Genomic DNA, 19923 nt, shown 5'->3' with positions numbered 1-19923 from the left:
TTGCTCGTTGCTCGTTGCTCGTTGCTCGTTGCTCGTTGCTCGTTGCTCGTTGCTCGTTGCTCGTTGCTCGTTGCTCGTTGCTCGTTGCTCAGAATTATCTATCCCTGCCCAATCAACACAACCATTATTATTGTAGGAGCGGCTTCCAGCCGCGAATAACATTCTCCTGATATTGCTCACGGCTGGAAGCCGCTCCTACCCATATAAAGAAGGCTTTTAGCGAGCAACGAACAAGTCACGATCTTTGTGACGATCGAGCCACAGCTGTTAAAGCTTTTTGTGACGCTCGAACCACGAGCTACGGCTATTAATGACCTATGACTTATTAAAGACACAAAAAAGCCGCTCTTCTGAGCGGCTTTTTAAATACACACAAAGCTTAGCCTACAAACTTAATCATCACACCTGCAGCAACCGCAGAGCCGATTACACCGGCTACGTTTGGTCCCATTGCATGCATCAACAAGAAGTTCTGAGAGTTAGCTTCCAGACCCAACTTGTTAGATACACGGGCAGCCATAGGTACTGCAGACACGCCTGCTGATCCGATCAGCGGGTTGATGGAGTTACCACCTTGCAGGTTGTTCATCACCTTAGCCATCAGAACGCCACAGGCAGTACCGATACCAAATGCAACTACACCCAATAGCAGGATACCCAAAGTTTCCAGATCGAGGAACTTATCAGCGGACAGTTTAGAACCCACTGACAGACCCAGGAAGATGGTTACAATGTTGATAAGAGCATTCTGAGCTGTATCACTCAAACGATCAACAACACCACACTCACGCATCAGGTTACCGAAACAGAACATACCCAACAGTGGCGCTGCATCTGGCAGCAGCATAGCTACCAACATCAACAGTACGATCGGGAACATGATCTTTTCAGTCTTAGGCACATGACGCAGCTGAACCATAGAGATCTTACGTTCAGCTTCTGTGGTCAGCGCACGCATAATTGGCGGCTGAATCATAGGAACCAAAGCCATATAGGAGTAGGCTGCTACCGCAATCGCCCCTAAGAGATCTGGAGCCAACAGAGAAGCAACATAGATCGCTGTTGGACCATCTGCACCACCAATGATACCAATTGCAGCTGCATCCTGGATTGAGAAGTCCATCACTCCCAGAGTAGTCAGACCAACCGCACCCAGTACTGTTGCAAAGATACCAAACTGTGCAGCGGCACCCAGGAACAAAGTCTTAGGATTAGCCAGCAGCGGACCAAAATCGGTCATCGCACCTACACCCATAAAGATCAGCAGTGGCGCAACGCCAGACGCAATCGCTACGGAGTAGAAGTTATACATCATGCCATTATTGTAGCCACTATCATTGGCAGCATAAACAGCAGCAGTATGCGCCTTGGCAGATGCAGCATCATAGGCATCATGGATCGCATACGTATCCATACTATCTATACCCACTGCATCAGCAATGGACAAGATTACCTCAGGCCCACCCAGATGCAGCGCATTCTCAACTGCTGAGAAAGCAAGGCCTGCTTCCGGAATGTTGGCCATAATGCCGCCAAAACCGATAGGTACCAGCAGTAAAGGCTCAAAGTTCTTGCGAATAGCAAGGAACAAAAGCAACAGCCCAACCAAGATCATGACGATCTGGCCTGGGCTTACATTGTATATCCCTGACGCGTGCCAGAGATCTAATAGCTTATCCATTGAGAATCCGCCCTTACACCAATGTCAGCAGACTGTCGCCGACCTGTACAGAATCACCTTCCTTAACATCAATGGTAGAAACCGTACCCGCGCGTGCTGCGCGAATCTCTGTTTCCATTTTCATCGCTTCAAGGATAACCAGTACATCACCTTCCTGAACTGCTTGACCCGGGGATACCTCAACTTTCCAGATATTTCCAGCCAGTGGCGCAGGAACTGATTCAGCAGGACCAGCAGCAGATGTTGCAGCAGCAGGCGCAGCGGCAGCAGCCGGTGCAGCAGCGGTGATATCACCACCCTCTGAAACCTGAACAACATAGTTCTGACCATTAACATTGATAGTGTAAGTCTGTGGACCAGTATTCTTAGGTGCAGCCATTGCTAGGGCGTCCTCTAATGTAGGTGCGGGTTCAAATGCGTCTGGATTACCGCGATTTTCAAGGAATTTAAGACCAATTTGTGGAAACAGTGCGTAAGTCAGAACATCATCAATTTCGTTCTCACCTGATGCAAGGCTAACGCCTTTCTCAGTCGCCAGCTCTTTCAGCTCAGCAACAAGCTTTTCCATTTCAGGCTCAAGCATATCTGCCGGACGACAAGTGATCGCTTCACCACCATCCAGAACACGCGCTTGCAGTTCAGCGTTGTAAGGTGCCGGCGCTGCGCCATACTCACCTTTCAAAACACCCTGAACTTCTTTAGAGATAGTTTTGTATCGCTCGCCCATCAGGACGTTGATCACAGCCTGAGTACCAACAATCTGTGAAGTTGGTGTTACCAGTGGGATCAGGCCCAGATCTTCACGAACCCGTGGAATCTCAGCCAGCACTTCATCAAATTTGTCAGAAGCACCCTGCTCACGAAGCTGACTTTCCATATTGGTTAACATGCCACCCGGAACCTGAGCAACCAGGATACGAGAATCAGTGCCACGCAGAGAGCCTTCAAACTTAGCGTACTTTTTACGTACTTCACGGAAGTAAGCAGCGATCTCTTCCAGCTGAAGCAGATCAAGACCTGTATCACGGTCAGTACCTGCCAGCGCAGCCACAACAGATTCAGTCGCTGTATGACCGTAAGTCATAGACATAGAAGAGATGGCAGTATCAACACGGTCAATACCCGCTTCCACAGCCTTCAAGATAGTCATGTCAGACAGTCCTGAAGTCGCGTGAGCATGCAGTTGAACTTCCAGATCTGTCTGAGCCTTCAGGCGAGAAACCAGATCAAATGCATCATATGGCGTCAGGATACCGGACATATCCTTAATCGCGATGGACTCAGCACCCATGTCTTCCAGAGTTTTCGCATACTCAACCCACATATCAGTGGTGTGTACATGACTCTTGGTATAGGAGATTGTACCCTGGGCGTGCTTACCGCTTTCCTTAACTGCTTTGATCGCTGTTTCAAGGTTACGGGGATCGTTCATCGCATCAAAAATACGGAATACGTCAACACCATTAGTAGCAGCACGTTCTACAAACTTACTAACCACATCATCAGCATAGTGACGGTAGCCCAACAAGTTCTGACCACGTAACAGCATCTGCTGCTTAGTATTCGGCATCGCCTTTTTCAGTTCACGGATACGATCCCACGGATCTTCACCGATATAACGAATACATGAGTCAAATGTCGCTCCGCCCCAACTTTCCAGGGACCAGAAACCGACTTTATCCAGTTTCTCAGCAATTGGCAGCATGTCATCAATGCGCATGCGGGTAGCAAACAGAGACTGGTGTGCGTCCCGTAATACTACATCTGTAATGCCAAGAGGTTTTTTATCAGACATGGGTATAGGCCTTTTGTCGATTAATGCTCTTAAAATAAATTCTTGGTTTTGGCTGCAAATCAGTGCTTGCGATACTGATGTACTGCCGCAGTCATTACTGCGACTAACTCATCACTACCTGAAGCGGCTGGTGCAACAGCTGCTGGTTTGGCTGGCTGCGGAGCAGCCTCTGGCGCCACTTTGGCAATTACCTTCGACATGAAGCCAGTTGCAAAAACCAACAGAGTCAGGAATACGAATACGAATCCCATACCAAAGACCATCAAATTCAGGCCTTCCGACATTAGATTATCCATCTAACGGGTGCTCCTTCTTTGTAAGAAAACCATATGTCCGCTGCCGGCTTGTGGCCGCAGTATTACCCTCGGAGTTTAAATCCGATTGCAGCAGAACAGATGAACGTTAATAAATGGCCAACAATTAAACCTGAATTCTCTACATCAGGCAACTATTTAGATGCTATTAGCTGTATAAAAACTGCTCCTAACGTCTGTAAATAAACTACAAAAAACAGCGAAAAAGCACCTATTTACGATGTTAATTACTCAAAGATCTACAACCTTAGTCAAAGCTCTGGACGATATACTTTGACGTTCAAAAAGCCCTTTTCCTGCAGGCTCTGAGCATGCATTTGGCTCATTACACCTTTGTCACAGTACAAAAGATACTCTTTGCTCTGATCCAGCTCCTGAAATTTTGTTCCAAGATGAAAGAAAGGGATTGTCAGCACTTCGACCTTAGGCATATTAAGCGGTTTACGCTCCTGCTCATTGCTGTGTCTGACATCAATAATAACCTGATTATCACTGACCTTAGTTAACGCTTCGATTTCTGCATGAACATTAATGTCATCCACGATTTTATCGATAGTAATTACCTGAGCATTTTCCAACGCCTGATCTAAAACATCAAAGTCGAAGTTTACTTCCTCTTCTTCTATACGCTCAAGCTTAGCGTTCGTCGTCGGTCGATCGGAAATAACACCACAATACTCAGGAATATTCTTAGCGAAATCATAAGCACCGAGCTGCTTTGTAATATCAATAATATCCTGCTTATCCATGGTAATCAGGGGGCGCACGACCAATTTACTGGTAACAGAGTCGATCACCTGCAGGTTAACCAACGTCTGACTTGAAACCTGAGCAATACTTTCACCGGTCACAATCGCCGGCAGTTTCATACGATCAGCTACTTTTTCAGCAGCGCGCATCATCATCCGCTTAAGCACAACGCCCATATGAGTGTGATGCACGTTTTGTAATATTTCACCGACTACTTCATCAAAAGGCACAGAGATAAATTTAACCCGAGCAGCACTGCCATACTTTTGCCACAGATAAACGGAGATCTGTTTTACACCGATCTCATGGGCACGACCTCCCAGGTTAAAAAACAGGAAATGCGTTTTACTACCGCGGCGCATGGTCATATAGCTGGAGACTACGGAATCAAATCCGCCCGATATAAGCGAAAGGACATCTTCTTGTGTGCCTAACGGATAACCGCCCTGCCCCTTATGCTGATGGGAAACCAAGTAGAGATTTTCATCCCGAATTTCTAGCTTAACCGTATACTCAGGGGCATGCAGATCGACCCCTTTAGTATCACAATGCTGCAGTAATCCGCCGCCAATATAGCGTTCCAGGTCTACAGATTTAAACTCATGCTTGCCGGCACGCTTAACACGAACCACAAAAGTTTTGCCTTTTACTTTTTCTCCATAAGTCTCTTTGATGAGCTGAAACACCTCATCAAAAGACCCCAGCGGATATTGATCGACTTCCAAAAAGTGTGAAATCCCAGGAGTGCAGCTCATCAGATCGATGACCTTCTCTCTCAACTCAGCATTGTCGGAGGGGACTTCGACTTCGACCTTATCCCATAATCCGCGTACCTTAATATCGTTATCCAGACGTTTAAGAGTTACCTGTAAGTTGGACTGTAATCGCTGTATAAAGCGTTTACGCACGGGCTTACTCTTGATGGTAATTTCTGGGAAGAGTTTAACGATAATTTTCATATTCGATTTCTGTACCGGATTAAAAGGCGGCCATTATACATTGGTGTGCAGAGGGCACAAAATTCATACGATTAACGGCTTACTACGTGTTTTAAATCGCTAACCCTACACACTCTGTGCTCGGGCATACCATACGTCCCTTTCGCCGTTCCTGCGCATCCATGCGCCCACGGCATACCATACGTCCCTGTATATAAAAAAAGAGGCCGGAGCCTCTCTTTAGAATTGCGAGATACCTACCACTCAATTTTTTCAATACCCTCAAAGCTAAGCTCACTACCATCAGCCATAGTTACCACGCCTGAAGTATCCGGATTCAACTCCAGCGCCTGAGCAGCCATATCATATTCCAGCTCCTGACCATCAACCGTAATGGTCCAGGGGTTATCAGGATCAGCAGAGCCATCAGCACTCAAAGCGATAGTATCTGCCCAACCACCACCGGTACCCCCGGAGAAGTGATCATTACCTTCAAATGGATTATAAACATAGGTATCTGAACCATCACCGCCTTCGGCTTTATCGTTTCCTAAGCCACCAGTCATCAGGTCATCGCCATCACCACCTTTCAGCTTATCGTCGCCTTCTCCGCCAACCAGATAGTCATTACCGTCACCACCATCCAGCTTATCCTTACCGGAACCTCCATCCAGATAGTCATTTCCATCACCACCTTTAAGCTCATCTTTATCTGCACCGCCATATAGCGTGTCGTTACCTGCACCGCCATCTATCTTATCTTTGTCATCGCCACCATCAAGAACGTCATTTCCATCACCGCCCTTAAGATCATCCTTATTGCCCCCTCCAGAGATAAAGTCCGCTTCACCACTTCCCTCCAGAGTATCCTTACCTCCATCACCTAAAATTTCATTCATCTCAGAAGTATCGGTATTTTCTTGACCGTATAGATCAAAGTCGATGCCACTGGAAGTAGTCTCTATTGGAGTACTTTCAACAGACCCCGATTCTTCTGCAGCCCCATTGACAACAATTTGGAGCTGCTGAGAGTCATGAGCCCCCTGTTCATCTGTTACAACTACAGGAATAGACAATGTCTGACTTTCACCTGCAGCTAGGTGACTATAAGCGTCATCCGCGGGGTCAAAGCTATAGCTCCCGTCTGACTCTAATACAAAGCCTGCAGGTAGTGTTTCGCCATCAGCCAGACTATAAATCAAATTAGTACTATCTAAATCAGCAGCACTGAGCTGACCATTAATCTGCGAATCTACGACTGACTGTGAAACCGTCTCAGTTAACTCGATATTATCCAGCCTCATGCCCCGACCGTTTCTAACGGCATCACCCGTAGAAACAAACGCAACATTCATAACTTCACCATTCCCTGTAAAGCTTATGGTCTGGCTATCCCACTGATTATCGTCATTATCTGATGCATCGTGACTAATAGTGTCAACAACTTCACCGTTTATAACCACCTGTACTTCGTTTACATTTTCGTCATAACCGGCACGGCCTGAGAAATCGAAAGTAAGCGTATAAGTCGCACCATCTGCTGTATCCACATCTCGATCAATGCTTACTGCGTCGTCATAGCGATTATGAGAATCATCATTCAATTCAACATATTGACCTTCCCCACTATGGCCACTACCACTTTCCCACATTTCTATAGCTTCAGAATCCGTACCCCAGCCATCTGCCCCCTGAACAAACCCTGACCCATCCATATCAACACTATCAAAATTTGTCGAAAAAACAGTGGTAGTAACCGGTTCTGCCTGCGGCACCGAAACAGTTATAGGCTGAGTTACAGAAAACTCTGGAGCATCATTGGTACCCTGCATAGCTATCTGTACTGTTTCTGCAGTAGAAGCACCATGCTCATCGGTAGCTGTAACTGAGATAGTCAGCGTCTGACTATCTCCGACCCCCATGCCATCATAAGCACTGTCGGCTGGATCAAAACTGTAGGAGCCATCACTCTCTAAGGAGAAACCAGCGGGCAGACTGTCGGCGCTGAAGCTAACGCTATCGCCGTCCACATCAGACGCAGTTAATTGTCCGGAGATCGCTGAATCACCTTCGGCAACATTAGCCGTGACATCCGCACCCGCTACCGGCGCATCGTTGGTACCCGTTACCGTTACCTGAATTTGTTGGCTATCAGTCGCACCGTTCTCATCAGTCACAGTGACCGGGATCGTCAGGGTTTGGCTATCACCAACCCCCATGCCGTCATACGCTGCATCGGCAGGATCAAAACTATAGGAGCCATCACTTTCTAACGTGAAGCCAGCAGGCAGACTATCCGCACTGAAGCTAACACTGTCGCCATCCACATCAGACGCAGTTAATTGTCCGGAGATCGCTGAATCACCTTCGGCAACATTGGCCGTGACATCGGCACCCGCTACTGGAGCATCGTTGGTACCGGTTACCGTTACCTGGATCTGTTGTGAGTCAGTCGCACCGTTCTCATCGGTCACAGTGACCGGGATCGTCAGGGTCTGGCTATCGCCCACACCCATGCCGTCATAAGCTGCATCGGCGGGATCAAAACTGTAGGAGCCGTCGGATTCAAGAGAGAAGCCCGCAGGGAGACTGTCGGCGCTGAAGCTAACGCTATCGCCGTCCACATCAGACGCAGTCAATTGGCCGGAGATCGCTGAATCACCTTCGGCAACATTGGCAGTGACATCCGCACCGGCTACTGGCGCATCGTTGGTACCGATAACCGTTACCTGGATCTGTTGACTATCGGTCGCACCGTTTTCATCGGTCACAGTCACAGGAATCGTTAGGGTCTGGCTATCGCCAACCCCCATACCGTCATACGCTGCATCAGCAGGGTCGAAGCTATAAGAACCATCAGATTCAAGAGAGAAGCCTGCAGGCAGGCTGTCAGCACTGAAGCTGACACTATCACCATCCACATCAGAAGCACTCAACTGACCGGAGATCGCAGAATCACCTTCAGCAACAGTCGCCGTGACATCCGCACCGGCAACCGGCGCATCGTTGGTACCGGTAACCGTTACCTGAATTTGTTGGGAATCTGTAGCGCCGTTCTCATCGGTCACGGTGACCGGGATAGTTAACGTTTGTGAATCGCCAACGCCCATTCCGTCGTAAGCACTGTCGGCTGGGTCGAAGCTATAAGAACCATCGGATTCAAGAGAGAAGCCAGCGGGCAGACTGTCGGCACTGAAAGTAACAGCGTCGCCGTCTACGTCAGATGCACTCAACTGTCCGGAGATCGCAGAATCACCTTCAGCAACAGTCGCCGTGACATCCGCACCGGCAACCGGCGCATCGTTGGTACCAGTAACCGTTACCTGGATCTGCTGGCTATCGGTCGCACCGTTTTCATCGGTCACAGTGACCGGGATTGTTAAGGTCTGGCTATCGCCAACCCCCATACCGTCATACGCTGCATCAGCAGGATCGAAACTATAAGAGCCATCAGATTCAAGAGAGAAGCCTGCAGGCAGGCTGTCAGCACTGAAGCTGACACTATCACCATCCACATCAGAAGCACTCAACTGTCCGGAGATCGCTGAATCACCTTCAGCAACAGTCGCCGTGACATCCGCACCGGCAACCGGCGCATCGTTGGTACCAGTAACCGTTACCTGGATCTGTTGGCTATCGGTCGCACCGTTTTCATCGGTCACAGTGACCGGGATTGTTAAGGTCTGGCTATCGCCAACCCCCATACCGTCATACGCTGCATCAGCAGGGTCGAAGCTATAAGAACCATCAGATTCAAGAGAGAAGCCAGCGGGCAGACTGTCGGCACTGAAAGTAACCGCATCGCCGTCTACGTCAGCTGCACTCAACTGTCCGGAGATCGCAGAGTCACCTTCAGCAACTGTCGCAGTGACATCCGCACCGGCAACCGGCGCATCGTTGGTACCGGTGACCGTTACCTGAATTTGTTGGCTATCGGTCGCACCGTTCTCATCAGTCACAGTGACCGGGATCGTTAGGGTCTGGCTATCACCGACACCCATGCCGTCATACGCCGCATCGGCGGGATCAAAACTGTAAGAACCATCACTCTCTAATGTGAAACCAGCAGGCAGACTGTCGGCACTGAAGCTAACACTGTCGCCATCTACGTCAGATGCACTCAACTGACCAGAGATCGCAGAATCGCCCTCGGCAACTGTCGCAGTGACATCCGCACCGGCGACTGGCGCATCGTTGGTACCAGTAACGGTAACCTGAATTTGTTGTGAGTCAGTCGCACCGTTTTCATCGGTCACAGTGACCGGGATCGTCAGGGTCTGGCTATCACCCACACCCATACCGTCATACGCTGCATCAGCAGGGTCGAAGCTGTAAGAACCATCACTTCCTAATGTGAAACCAGCGGGCAGACTGTCCGCACTGAAGCTAACACTGTCGCCATCGACATCAGATGCTGTTAGTTGTCCCGAGATCGCAGAGTCACCTTCAGCAACATTGGCGGTCACATCCGCACCGGCAACCGGCGCATCGTTGGTACCAGTAACTGTTACCTGAATCTGTTGTGAGTCAGTCGCACCCTTCTCATCGGTCACGGTGACAGGGATCGTCAGAGTCTGGCTATCACCCACACCCATGCCGTCATACGCTGCATCAGCAGGGTCGAAGCTATAAGAACCATCGGATTCAAGAGAGAAGCCAGCGGGCAGACTGTCGGCACTGAAAGTAACAGCGTCGCCGTCTACGTCAGATGCACTCAACTGTCCGGAGATCGCTGAATCACCTTCAGCAACATTGGCAGTGACATCCGCACCGGCAACCGGCGCATCGTTGGTACCAGTAACCGTTACCTGGATCTGCTGGCTATCGGTCGCACCGTTTTCATCGGTCACAGTCACAGGAATAGTCAGCGTCTGACTATCTCCGACCCCCATACCATCATAAGCACTGTCGGCTGGATCAAAACTATAGGAGCCATCACTCTCTAAGGAGAAACCAGCGGGCAGACTGTCGGCGCTGAAGCTAACGCTATCGCCGTCCACATCAGAAGCACTCAACTGACCCGAGATCGCAGAGTCGCCCTCAGCAACATTGGCCGTGACATCGGCACCCGCTACTGGAGCATCGTTGGTACCAGTAACGGTTACCTGAATTTGTTGTGAGTCGGTAGCACCATTCTCATCGGTCACAGTGACCGGGATCGTCAACGTTTGTGAGTCACCGACCCCCATGCCGTCATAAGCACTGTCCGCCGGATCAAAACTGTAGGAGCCATCACTCTCTAAGGCGAAGCCAGCAGGGAGACTGTCGGCACTGAAGCTAACACTGTCGCCATCGACATCAGACGCACTCAACTGACCGGATATCGCAGAGTCACCTTCAGCAACATTAGCGGTCACATCGGCACCCGCAACCGGTGCATCGTTGGTACCGATAACCGTTACCTGGATCTGTTGACTATCAGTCGCGCCGTTCTCATCGGTGACGGTGACGGGAATCGTTAGGGTCTGGCTGTCGCCAACGCCCATACCGTCATAAGCGCTGTCCGCTGGATCAAAACTGTAAGAACCGTCACTCTCTAATGTGAAACCAGCGGGCAGACTGTCCGCACTGAAGCTAACACTGTCGCCATCGACATCAGATGCTGTTAGTTGTCCAGAGATCGCAGAGTCACCTTCAGCAACATTAGCGGTCACATCGGCACCCGCCACTGGCGCATCGTTGGTACCGGTGACCGTTACCTGTATCTGTTGGCTATCGGTCGCACCGTTTTCATCGGTCACGGTGACAGGGATTGTTAAGGTCTGGCTATCGCCAACCCCCATACCGTCATACGCTGCATCAGCAGGGTCGAAGCTATAAGAACCATCAGATTCAAGAGAGAAGCCTGCTGGCAGACTGTCGGCACTGAAGCTCACACTATCGCCATCCACATCGGAAGCCGTTAGCTGTCCGGAGATCGCTGAATCGCCCTCAGCAACAGTCGCAGTCACATCCGCACCGGCTACTGGCGCATCGTTCGTACCGGTAACCGTTACCTGAATTTGTTGGCTATCGGTCGCACCGTTTTCATCGGTCACAGTGACCGGGATTGTTAAGGTCTGGCTATCACCAACGCCCATACCGTCATACGCCGCATCGGCGGGATCAAAACTGTAAGAACCATCAGACTCAAGCGTAAATCCTGCAGGCAGACTATCCGCACTGAAGCTAACGCTATCACCGTCCACATCAGACGCAGTTAATTGTCCGGAGATCGCTGAATCACCTTCGGCAACATTGGCGGTCACATCTGCACCGGCAACCGGCGCATCGTTGGTACCGGTCACCGTTACCTGGATCTGTTGGCTATCGGTCGCACCATTCTCATCCGTCACGGTAACAGGGATAGTTAACGTTTGTGAATCACCGACACCCATGCCGTCATACGCACTGTCCGCAGGATCAAAACTATAAGAACCATCGGATTCAAGAGCAAAACCGGCGGGCAGACTGTCGGCACTGAAGCTAACGCTATCGCCGTCTACGTCAGAGGCACTCAACTGACCGGAGATCGCAGAATCACCTTCTTCAAGAGTCGCAGTAACATCAGCACCAGCCACTGGGCCATCATTGCTACCAACCACCTTTACGCTGGCAATCGCGGTGGAGCTGCCACCATTCTCATCGCTAACTGTATAACTGAATTGCAACTCTGCTGTTTCGCCTTCCGTCAGGGCATTCATCTCTTCACCCGGCGTGAAGCGTACCTGACCATCTACTATCTCGGCCATACCCTGCACATTACCCTCGCTGTCGACCACATCGCCTACGGCGGTTATAGTCAGCGCATCACCATCGGCATCACCGTCATTAGCCAGCACATCAATGATGATAGCACTGTCTTCATCAGTGCTTATCGCATCCCAATGACTGTGATTGGCTTCCACGCTATAGAGACTGCCAACCTCCGCTTCGCTCAGGCTGCCATCAAAGACTTTAACCTCATCCATGCTGCCTGAGAAACCATAGTTATTGTTGTACCCCCAGCCGCCAAAATTAATGCCATCATCACTGGCTATATTAGCGTTAGAAGCACTAGGTGTTCCGCGTAGCTGAGTGAGCTCCTGCTTCTCTCCATCAATGAACAGACTGTTCTGGGCCACATCACCATTAGTAAATACTGCAACCACCTGATGCCATTCACCATCGTCCAACACACTGGCATCGGTGCCAAAGAGATCACCACGGGCGGTATTGAAGCCAATATCTCCATTTAAGGTGACCAGATCATATGCTTTCGAAGAGGCCATCATCTCCCAACTACCGCTGGGATCTGTTTTCACCCACATGGAAACAGTCGTCTGCGCTCCATCTTCTGCATTCAGGTCAATTCCATCAAGGCGTACCTGTGCATTATGCAGGTCAGCACTATTATCCACCTGGCCCTCAGACGCGCCCGTCACGCTGCCAAACTCAGCAGCAGGCACCCCATCATCAAAGTTCAGTTCACCGATAAGCGTCGCCGAAACCGGTATAAAGCCAGTATCATCCACCGCTACCGGAGCATCATTAGTTCCGGTCAGGGTAATCCGGACCTGTTGATTATCACTGGCCCCATGCTCATCAGTAACCGTAACGGGGATCGATAGAGTTTGAGACTCGCCCACACCCATGCTGTCATACGCAGTATCCGTCGGATCAAAGCTATAAGATCCATCACCGTTCAGGATAAAACCTGCAGGCGCAACGTCGCCCTCGCTGATGGAGAACGTCAAGGACGCGGCATCATCCGCATCGCTGGCACTCAGCTGGCCATTAATGGCGGCATCGCCTTCATTTACACTTACTGTTACATCAGCTTCAGCCACCGGACCATCATTACTGCCAACCACCTTCACGCTGGCAACGGCGGTGGAGCTACCACCATTACCATCGCTTACTGTATAAATGAATTGCAGCTCTGCTGTTTCTCCTTCCGCCAGGGCATTCATCTCTTCACCCGGGATGAAGCGCACCTGACCATCTACTATCTCGGCCGTACCCTGCACATCACCCTCGCTGTCAACCACATCACCTACGGCGGTTATCGTCAGCGCATCACCATCGGCATCACCGTCATTAGCCAGCACATCAATAGTGATAGCACTGTCTTCATCGGTACTTATAGCGTCCCAATGACTGTGATTGCCTTCCACGGTATAGAGACTGCCAACTTCCGCTTCGCTCAGGCTGCCATCAAAAACTTTAACCTCGTCCATACTTCCGGTGAAACCATAACCACCACCGTAGCCCCAGCCACCAAAGTTAATGCCATCATCGCTGGCTATATTGGCGTTAGCAGCGCTAGGGGTACCCTGTAGCTGAATGAGTTCTTGCTTCTCTCCATCGATGAACAGACTGTTCTGGGACACATCACCATTAGTAAATACTGCAACCACCTGATGCCATTCACCATCGCCTAACACACTGGCATCGGTACCAAAGAGATCACCCTGGGCGGTATTGAAACCGATATCGCCATTCAAGGTGACCAGGTCATATGCATTTGAAGAGGCCATCATCTCCCAGCTGCCACTGGGATCAGTTTTCACCCACATGGAAACAGTTGTCTGTGCACCATCTTCTGAATTCAGATTAATCCCTTCCAGGCGTACCTGTGCATTGTTCAGTTCAGCACTATTATCCACCTGACCTTCAGATGCTTCGGCCACGCTGCCAAACTCAGCCGCAGGCACACCCTCATCAAAGTTCAGTTCACCGATAAGTGTCGCTGAAACCGGCATAAAGCCAGTATCATCAACCGCGACTGGTGCATCGTTGGTACCGGTAACCGTTACCTGAATTTGTTGGCTATCAGTCGCACCGTTCTCATCAGTCACAGTGACCGGGATCGTTAGGGTCTGGCTATCACCAACACCCATGCCGTCATACGCTGCATCGGCGGGATCAAAACTGTAAGAACCATCGGATTCAAGAGAGAAGCCTGCGGGCAGGCTGTCAGCACTGAAAGTAACAGCGTCGCCGTCTACATCAGATACACTCAACTGACCGGAGATCGCAGAGTCGCCTTCAGCCACAGTCGCGGTCACATCTGCACCAGCCACTGGGGCATCGTTGGTACCGGTGACCGTTACCTGTATCTGTTGACTATCGGTCGCACCATTCTCATCGGTCACAATGACCGGGATGGTCAGGGTCTGGCTATCGCCAACCCCCATGCCGTCATACGCTGCATCGGCGGGATCAAAACTATAAGAGCCATCACTCTCTAAGACGAAGCCAGCAGGCAGACTGTCGGCTCTGAAGCTAACACTGTCGCCGTCCACATCGGAGGCGGTGAGCTGACCAGAGATCGCTGAATCACCTTCAGCAACATTGGCGGTCACATCCGCACCGGCTACTGGCGCATCGTTGGTACCGGTAACCGTTACCTGAATTTGTTGTGAGTCAGTCGCACCGTTTTCATCGGTGACGGTGACCGGGATCGTTAGGGTCTGGCTATCACCAACGCCCATACCCTCATAAGCACTGTCGGCTGGATCGAAGCTGTAAGAGCCATCGGATCCTAAAGAGAAGCCTGCAGGCAGACTGTCGGCACTGAAGCTAACACTGTCGCCGTCCACATCAGAGGCCGTCAACTGACCGGAGATCGCAGAATCACCTTCAGCGACATTGGCGGTCACATCGGCACCCGCAACCGGCGCATCGTTGGTACCGGTGACGGTAACCTGGATCTGTTGTGAGTCAGTCGCGCCGCTCTCATCGGTCACAGTGACCGGGATCGTCAGGGTCTGGCTATCGCCAACGCCCATACCGTCATACGCTGCATCGGCGGGATCGAAGCTGTAAGAACCATCGGCTTCCAGAGAGAAGCCAGCAGGCAGACTATCCGCACTGAAGCTAACGCTATCACCATCCACATCGGAGGCCGTCAACAGACCGGATATCGCTGAATCACCTTCGGCCACATTGGCCGTGACATCCGCACCGGCTACTGGCGCATCGTTGGTACCGGTGACGGTAACCTGGATCTGTTGGCTATCAGTCGCACCGTTTTCATCAGTCACAGTGACCGGGATCGTTAGGGTCTGGCTATCGCCAACGCCCATGCCATCATAGGCCGCATCGGCGGGATCAAAACTGTAAGAACCATCACTCTCTAACGTGAAACCAGCGGGCAGACTGTCCGCACTGAAGCTAACACTGTCGCCATCGACATCGGAGGCACTCAACTGTCCCGAGATCGCAGTGTCGCCTTCTTCAAGAGTCGCAGTAACATCCGCACCGGCAACTGGGGCATCGTTGGTACCAGTAACGGTTACCTGAATCTGTTGTGAGTCAGTCGCACCGTTTTCATCGGTGACGGTCACGGGAATAGTTAGGGTCTGGCTGTCGCCCACACCCATACCGTCATACGCTGCATCGGCGGGATCAAAACTGTAAGAACCATCGGATTCAAGAGAGAAGCCTGCGGGCAGGCTGTCAGCACTGAAAGTAACACTGTCGCCATCGACATCGGAGGCACTCAACTGTCCCGAGATCGCAGTGTCGCCTTCTTCAAGAGTCGCAGTAACATCCGCACCGGCAACTGGGGCATCGTTGGTACCAGTAACGGTTACCTGAATCTGTTGTGAGTCAGTCGCACCGTTTTCATCGGTGACGGTCACGGGAATAGTTAGGGTCTGGCTGTCGCCCACACCCATACCGTCATACGCTGCATCGGCGGGATCAAAACTGTAAGAACCATCGGATTCAAGAGAGAAGCCTGCGGGCAGACTGTCGGCACTGAAAGTAACAGCGTCGCCGTCTACGTCAGACGCAGTCAATTGGCCAGAGATCGCAGAGTCGCCCTCGGCAACATTGGCGGTCACATCCGCACCGGCAACCGGGGCATCGTTGGTACCGGTGACCGTTACCTGAATTTGTTGTGAGTCAGTCGCACCGTTTTCATCAGTCACAGTGACCGGGATCGTTAGGGTCTGGCTGTCGCCAACGCCCATACCGTCATACGCTGCATCAGCAGGGTCGAAGCTATAAGAACCATCGGATTCAAGAGAGAAGCCAGCGGGCAGACTGTCGGCACTGAAGCTAACGCTATCGCCGTCTACGTCAGCTGCACTCAACTGTCCGAAGATCGCTGAATCACCCTCGGCAACAGTCGCCGTGACATCCGCACCGGCAACCGGCGCATCGTTGGTACCAGTAACGGTAACCTGAATCTGTTGTGAGTCTGTCGCACCGTTCTCATCGGTCACAGTGACCGGGATTGTTAAGGTCTGGCTATCGCCAACGCCCATACCGTCATACGCTGCATCGGCGGGATCGAAGCTGTAAGAACCATCGGATTCCAGAGAGAAGCCGGCAGGCAGACTGTCAGCACTGAAGCTCACGCTATCGCCATCTACGTCAGATGCACTCAACTGACCAGAGATCGCAGAATCGCCCTCGGCAACAGTCGCCGTGACATCCGCACCGGCGACTGGCGCATCGTTGGTACCGGTCACCGTTACCTGTATTTGTTGGCTATCGGCCGCACCGTTTTCATCGGTCACAGTCACAGGAATCGTCAGGGTCTGGCTATCACCAACACCCATACCCTCATACGCTGCATCAGCAGGGTCGAAGCTGTAAGAACCATCACTTCCTAATGTGAAACCAGCAGGCAGACTGTCGGCACTGAAAGTAACCGCATCGCCGTCTACGTCAGCTGCACTCAACTGTCCGGAGATCGCTGAATCACCCTCGGCAACATTAGCCGTGACATCCGCACCGGCAACCGGCGCATCGTTGGTACCGGTAACGGTTACCTGAATCTGTTGTGAGTCTGTCGCACCGTTTTCATCGGTCACAGTGACCGGGATCGTTAGGGTCTGGCTATCGCCGACACCCATGCCGTCATACGCTGCATCGGCGGGATCAAAACTGTAAGAACCATCAGTTTCAAGCGTAAATCCTGCAGGCAGACTGTCGGCACTGAAAGTAACAGCGTCACCGTCTACGTCAGATGCACTCAACTGACCGGAGATCGCAGAATCACCCTCGGCAACATTAGCCGTGACATCGGCACCGGCGACTGGCGCATCGTTGGTACCAGTAACGGTCACCTGAATTTGTTGACTATCGGTCGCACCGTTTTCATCGGTCACAGTCACAGGAATAGTTAGGGTCTGGCTATCACCGACACCCATGCCGTCATACGCACTGTCGGCTGGATCAAAGCTGTAAGAACCATCACTCTCTAATGTGAAACCAGCGGGCAGACTGTCCGTACTGAAGCTAACACTGTCGCCATCGACATCAGATGCTGTTAGTTGTCCGGAGATCGCTGAATCACCTTCAGCAACATTGGCAGTGACATCCGCACCGGCAACCGGCGCATCGTTGGTACCAGTAACCGTTACCTGGATCTGCTGGCTATCGGTCGCACCGTTTTCATCGGTCACAGTGACAGGGATCGTCAGAGTCTGGCTATCGCCAACGCCCATGCCCTCATACGCACTGTCGGCTGGATCAAAGCTGTAGGAGCCATCGGATTCCAGAGAGAAGCCAGCAGGCAGACTATCCGCACTGAAGCTAACGCTATCGCCGTCTACGTCAGATGCACTCAACTTACCGGATATCGCAGTATCGCCTTCGGCCACAGTCGCAGTGACATCAGCACCCGCCACTGGCGCATCGTTGGTGCCTGTTACCGTTACCTGAATTTGTTGGCTATCGGTCGCACCATTCTCATCGGTCACAGTCACAGGAATAGTTAGGGTCTGGCTATCACCGACACCCATGCCGTCATACGCACTGTCGGCTGGATCAAAGCTGTAAGAACCATCACTCTCTAATGTGAAACCAGCCGGCAGATTGTCGGCACTGAAGCTCACGCTATCACCGTCAACATCAAAGGCGATCAGTTGACCTGAGATTGCACTATCGCCTTCAAGGACATGAGCCACAATATCAATGCCGGCTACCGGTTCATCATTAGTACCACTCACTGTAATCTGGATCTGTTGGGAATCCTCAGCACCATGTTCATCAGTAACCGTCACTGGAATTGACAAAGTCTGGCTATCACCTAGAGCCATGCCGTCATATGCTGCATCAGTAGGATCGAAACTGTATGAACCATCAGATTCCAGAGAGAAGCCTGCTGGCAAGTTGCCTGCACTGAAGCTAACGCTATCACCATCCACATCAGAGGCAATCAACTGCCCAGAAATAGAACTACCACCTTCATCTGTGACAACAATTACATCCGTATCAGCAACAGGCGCATCATTCGTTCCGGCAAGACTAATCCTAATCTCTGCACTACTTTCCAAACCGCCAGAATCTACAACTTTGACAGGAATAGTCAAAACTTGAGAATCGCCTACTCCCAGATGCTGATAGGCCGAATTTTCCGGATCAAAGCTATAATCCCCATCGACCGTCAACTCAAAACCTGGTGGCAAAGAAAAACCGTCAGCTATGACAAATGACAATTGCTCGGAAAAATCCTGATCTACCGCTTCCAACTCTCCATTAACAACCGAATCGCCTTCGTCGACTTGAAAGGAAGCTGAAGATAAAACCGGGGCTTCATTAATATCATTAACATCAATAGAAACAGTTTCAGTAAAACTCTTCCCACCAACGTCGGTAACTGTAATCTCAACTGGCAGACTTGACTGAGCTTCATAATCAAAGGAGGCACCAACCTTAACGACCAGCTCATTACCTATTATCTCAAATAGATCAGCCCCCTCGCCGGTTAGCTCAAACTGAAATCCATCAACATTGTCAAAATCAGTGGCTGTAAGCATTGCCACTACATCACCGGGCTGTAATGTCTCATCAATAGACATTTCACTGAGGCTTATATCGTCCGGAGCAACATTAACAATGCCGGCATTAATCTCATTTACAAGTTCCGCCAGCCCATCAAAACTCACAGTAAGCGGAACGTCTATCGCGAATTCACTCGTATTGCTGACCGCATTCACATTGAGTGAATACTGCTCACCTAGCTGTGCTGTTAGCTCACTCTTCAGAAAAAGAGCATCTCCATTAATAATGAATTGACCATCATCCAGAATAAAAGAGAAATCGGCACCTTCAACAGGAATAGAAAGAGTAGCAATTTGAGTACCTGCAGGCAGGGACCCCTGCGCTGTCAACGATGACAACAGATCATGATTCAATTCAAAATTAAACCCATCCGATTGCAACTCTGAAAGAACCCTATCATCCAGATCATCATCAATCCGACCTTGAATATTTTGCTTGAAAAGCTCTTCCGGACTAAGAGCGTTGTGTCCAAAGATCTCTTCAGACTCAGACCGGTTAGGGTTTATATGCGCAGTCACTTCCCGATTAAATAGATCCGCAGATGCCGCTTCGCGTAAAGATTCAGGGGAAGTGTTTTCTTGATCAGCCATATCTTGCCTCAACTACATATAAATCCAAATAACCTATTTAACAAAATAGTCTATTCAGGGTACTTAAAAATTTCGAAGGCCTTGAGAATAA

The 19923-nt window shown here is 50.7% G+C and carries 5 protein-coding genes; all 5 read right to left on the bottom strand.

What is annotated here, in order from left to right; all coding sequences use genetic code 11:
• Positions 1 to 379: 379 nt before the first annotated feature.
• Entirely contained in the window at positions 380 to 1681 is a 1302-nt protein-coding gene (locus QZZ54_RS12465) for a sodium ion-translocating decarboxylase subunit beta (RefSeq protein ID WP_290703013.1), read from the bottom strand.
• A gap of 13 nt (positions 1682 to 1694) precedes the next feature.
• Complete coding sequence (oadA, locus tag QZZ54_RS12460; protein WP_290703012.1) at positions 1695 to 3476, bottom strand: sodium-extruding oxaloacetate decarboxylase subunit alpha; 1782 nt, start codon at positions 3474 to 3476, stop codon at positions 1695 to 1697.
• A gap of 59 nt (positions 3477 to 3535) precedes the next feature.
• Positions 3536 to 3772, bottom strand: a complete 237-nt coding sequence (locus tag QZZ54_RS12455; RefSeq protein ID WP_290703011.1) for an OadG family protein — start codon at positions 3770 to 3772, stop codon at positions 3536 to 3538.
• Positions 3773 to 4041: 269 nt separating this feature from the next.
• Positions 4042 to 5499: a tRNA uracil 4-sulfurtransferase ThiI gene (gene thiI / locus QZZ54_RS12450; protein WP_290703010.1), complete on the bottom strand. Its 1458-nt coding sequence runs from the start codon at positions 5497 to 5499 to the stop codon at positions 4042 to 4044.
• 236 nt (positions 5500 to 5735) lie between these two features.
• Entirely contained in the window at positions 5736 to 19832 is a 14097-nt protein-coding gene (locus QZZ54_RS12445) for a VCBS domain-containing protein (protein ID WP_290703009.1), read from the bottom strand.
• Positions 19833 to 19923 lie beyond the last annotated feature (91 nt).

This window comes from Amphritea sp. (assembly GCF_016744155.1).
In the GTDB taxonomy this organism is placed as follows: domain Bacteria; phylum Pseudomonadota; class Gammaproteobacteria; order Pseudomonadales; family Balneatricaceae; genus Amphritea.
The sequence above is the reverse complement of the archived record's forward strand: the minus strand, read 5'-3'. Positions and strand labels throughout refer to the sequence as shown.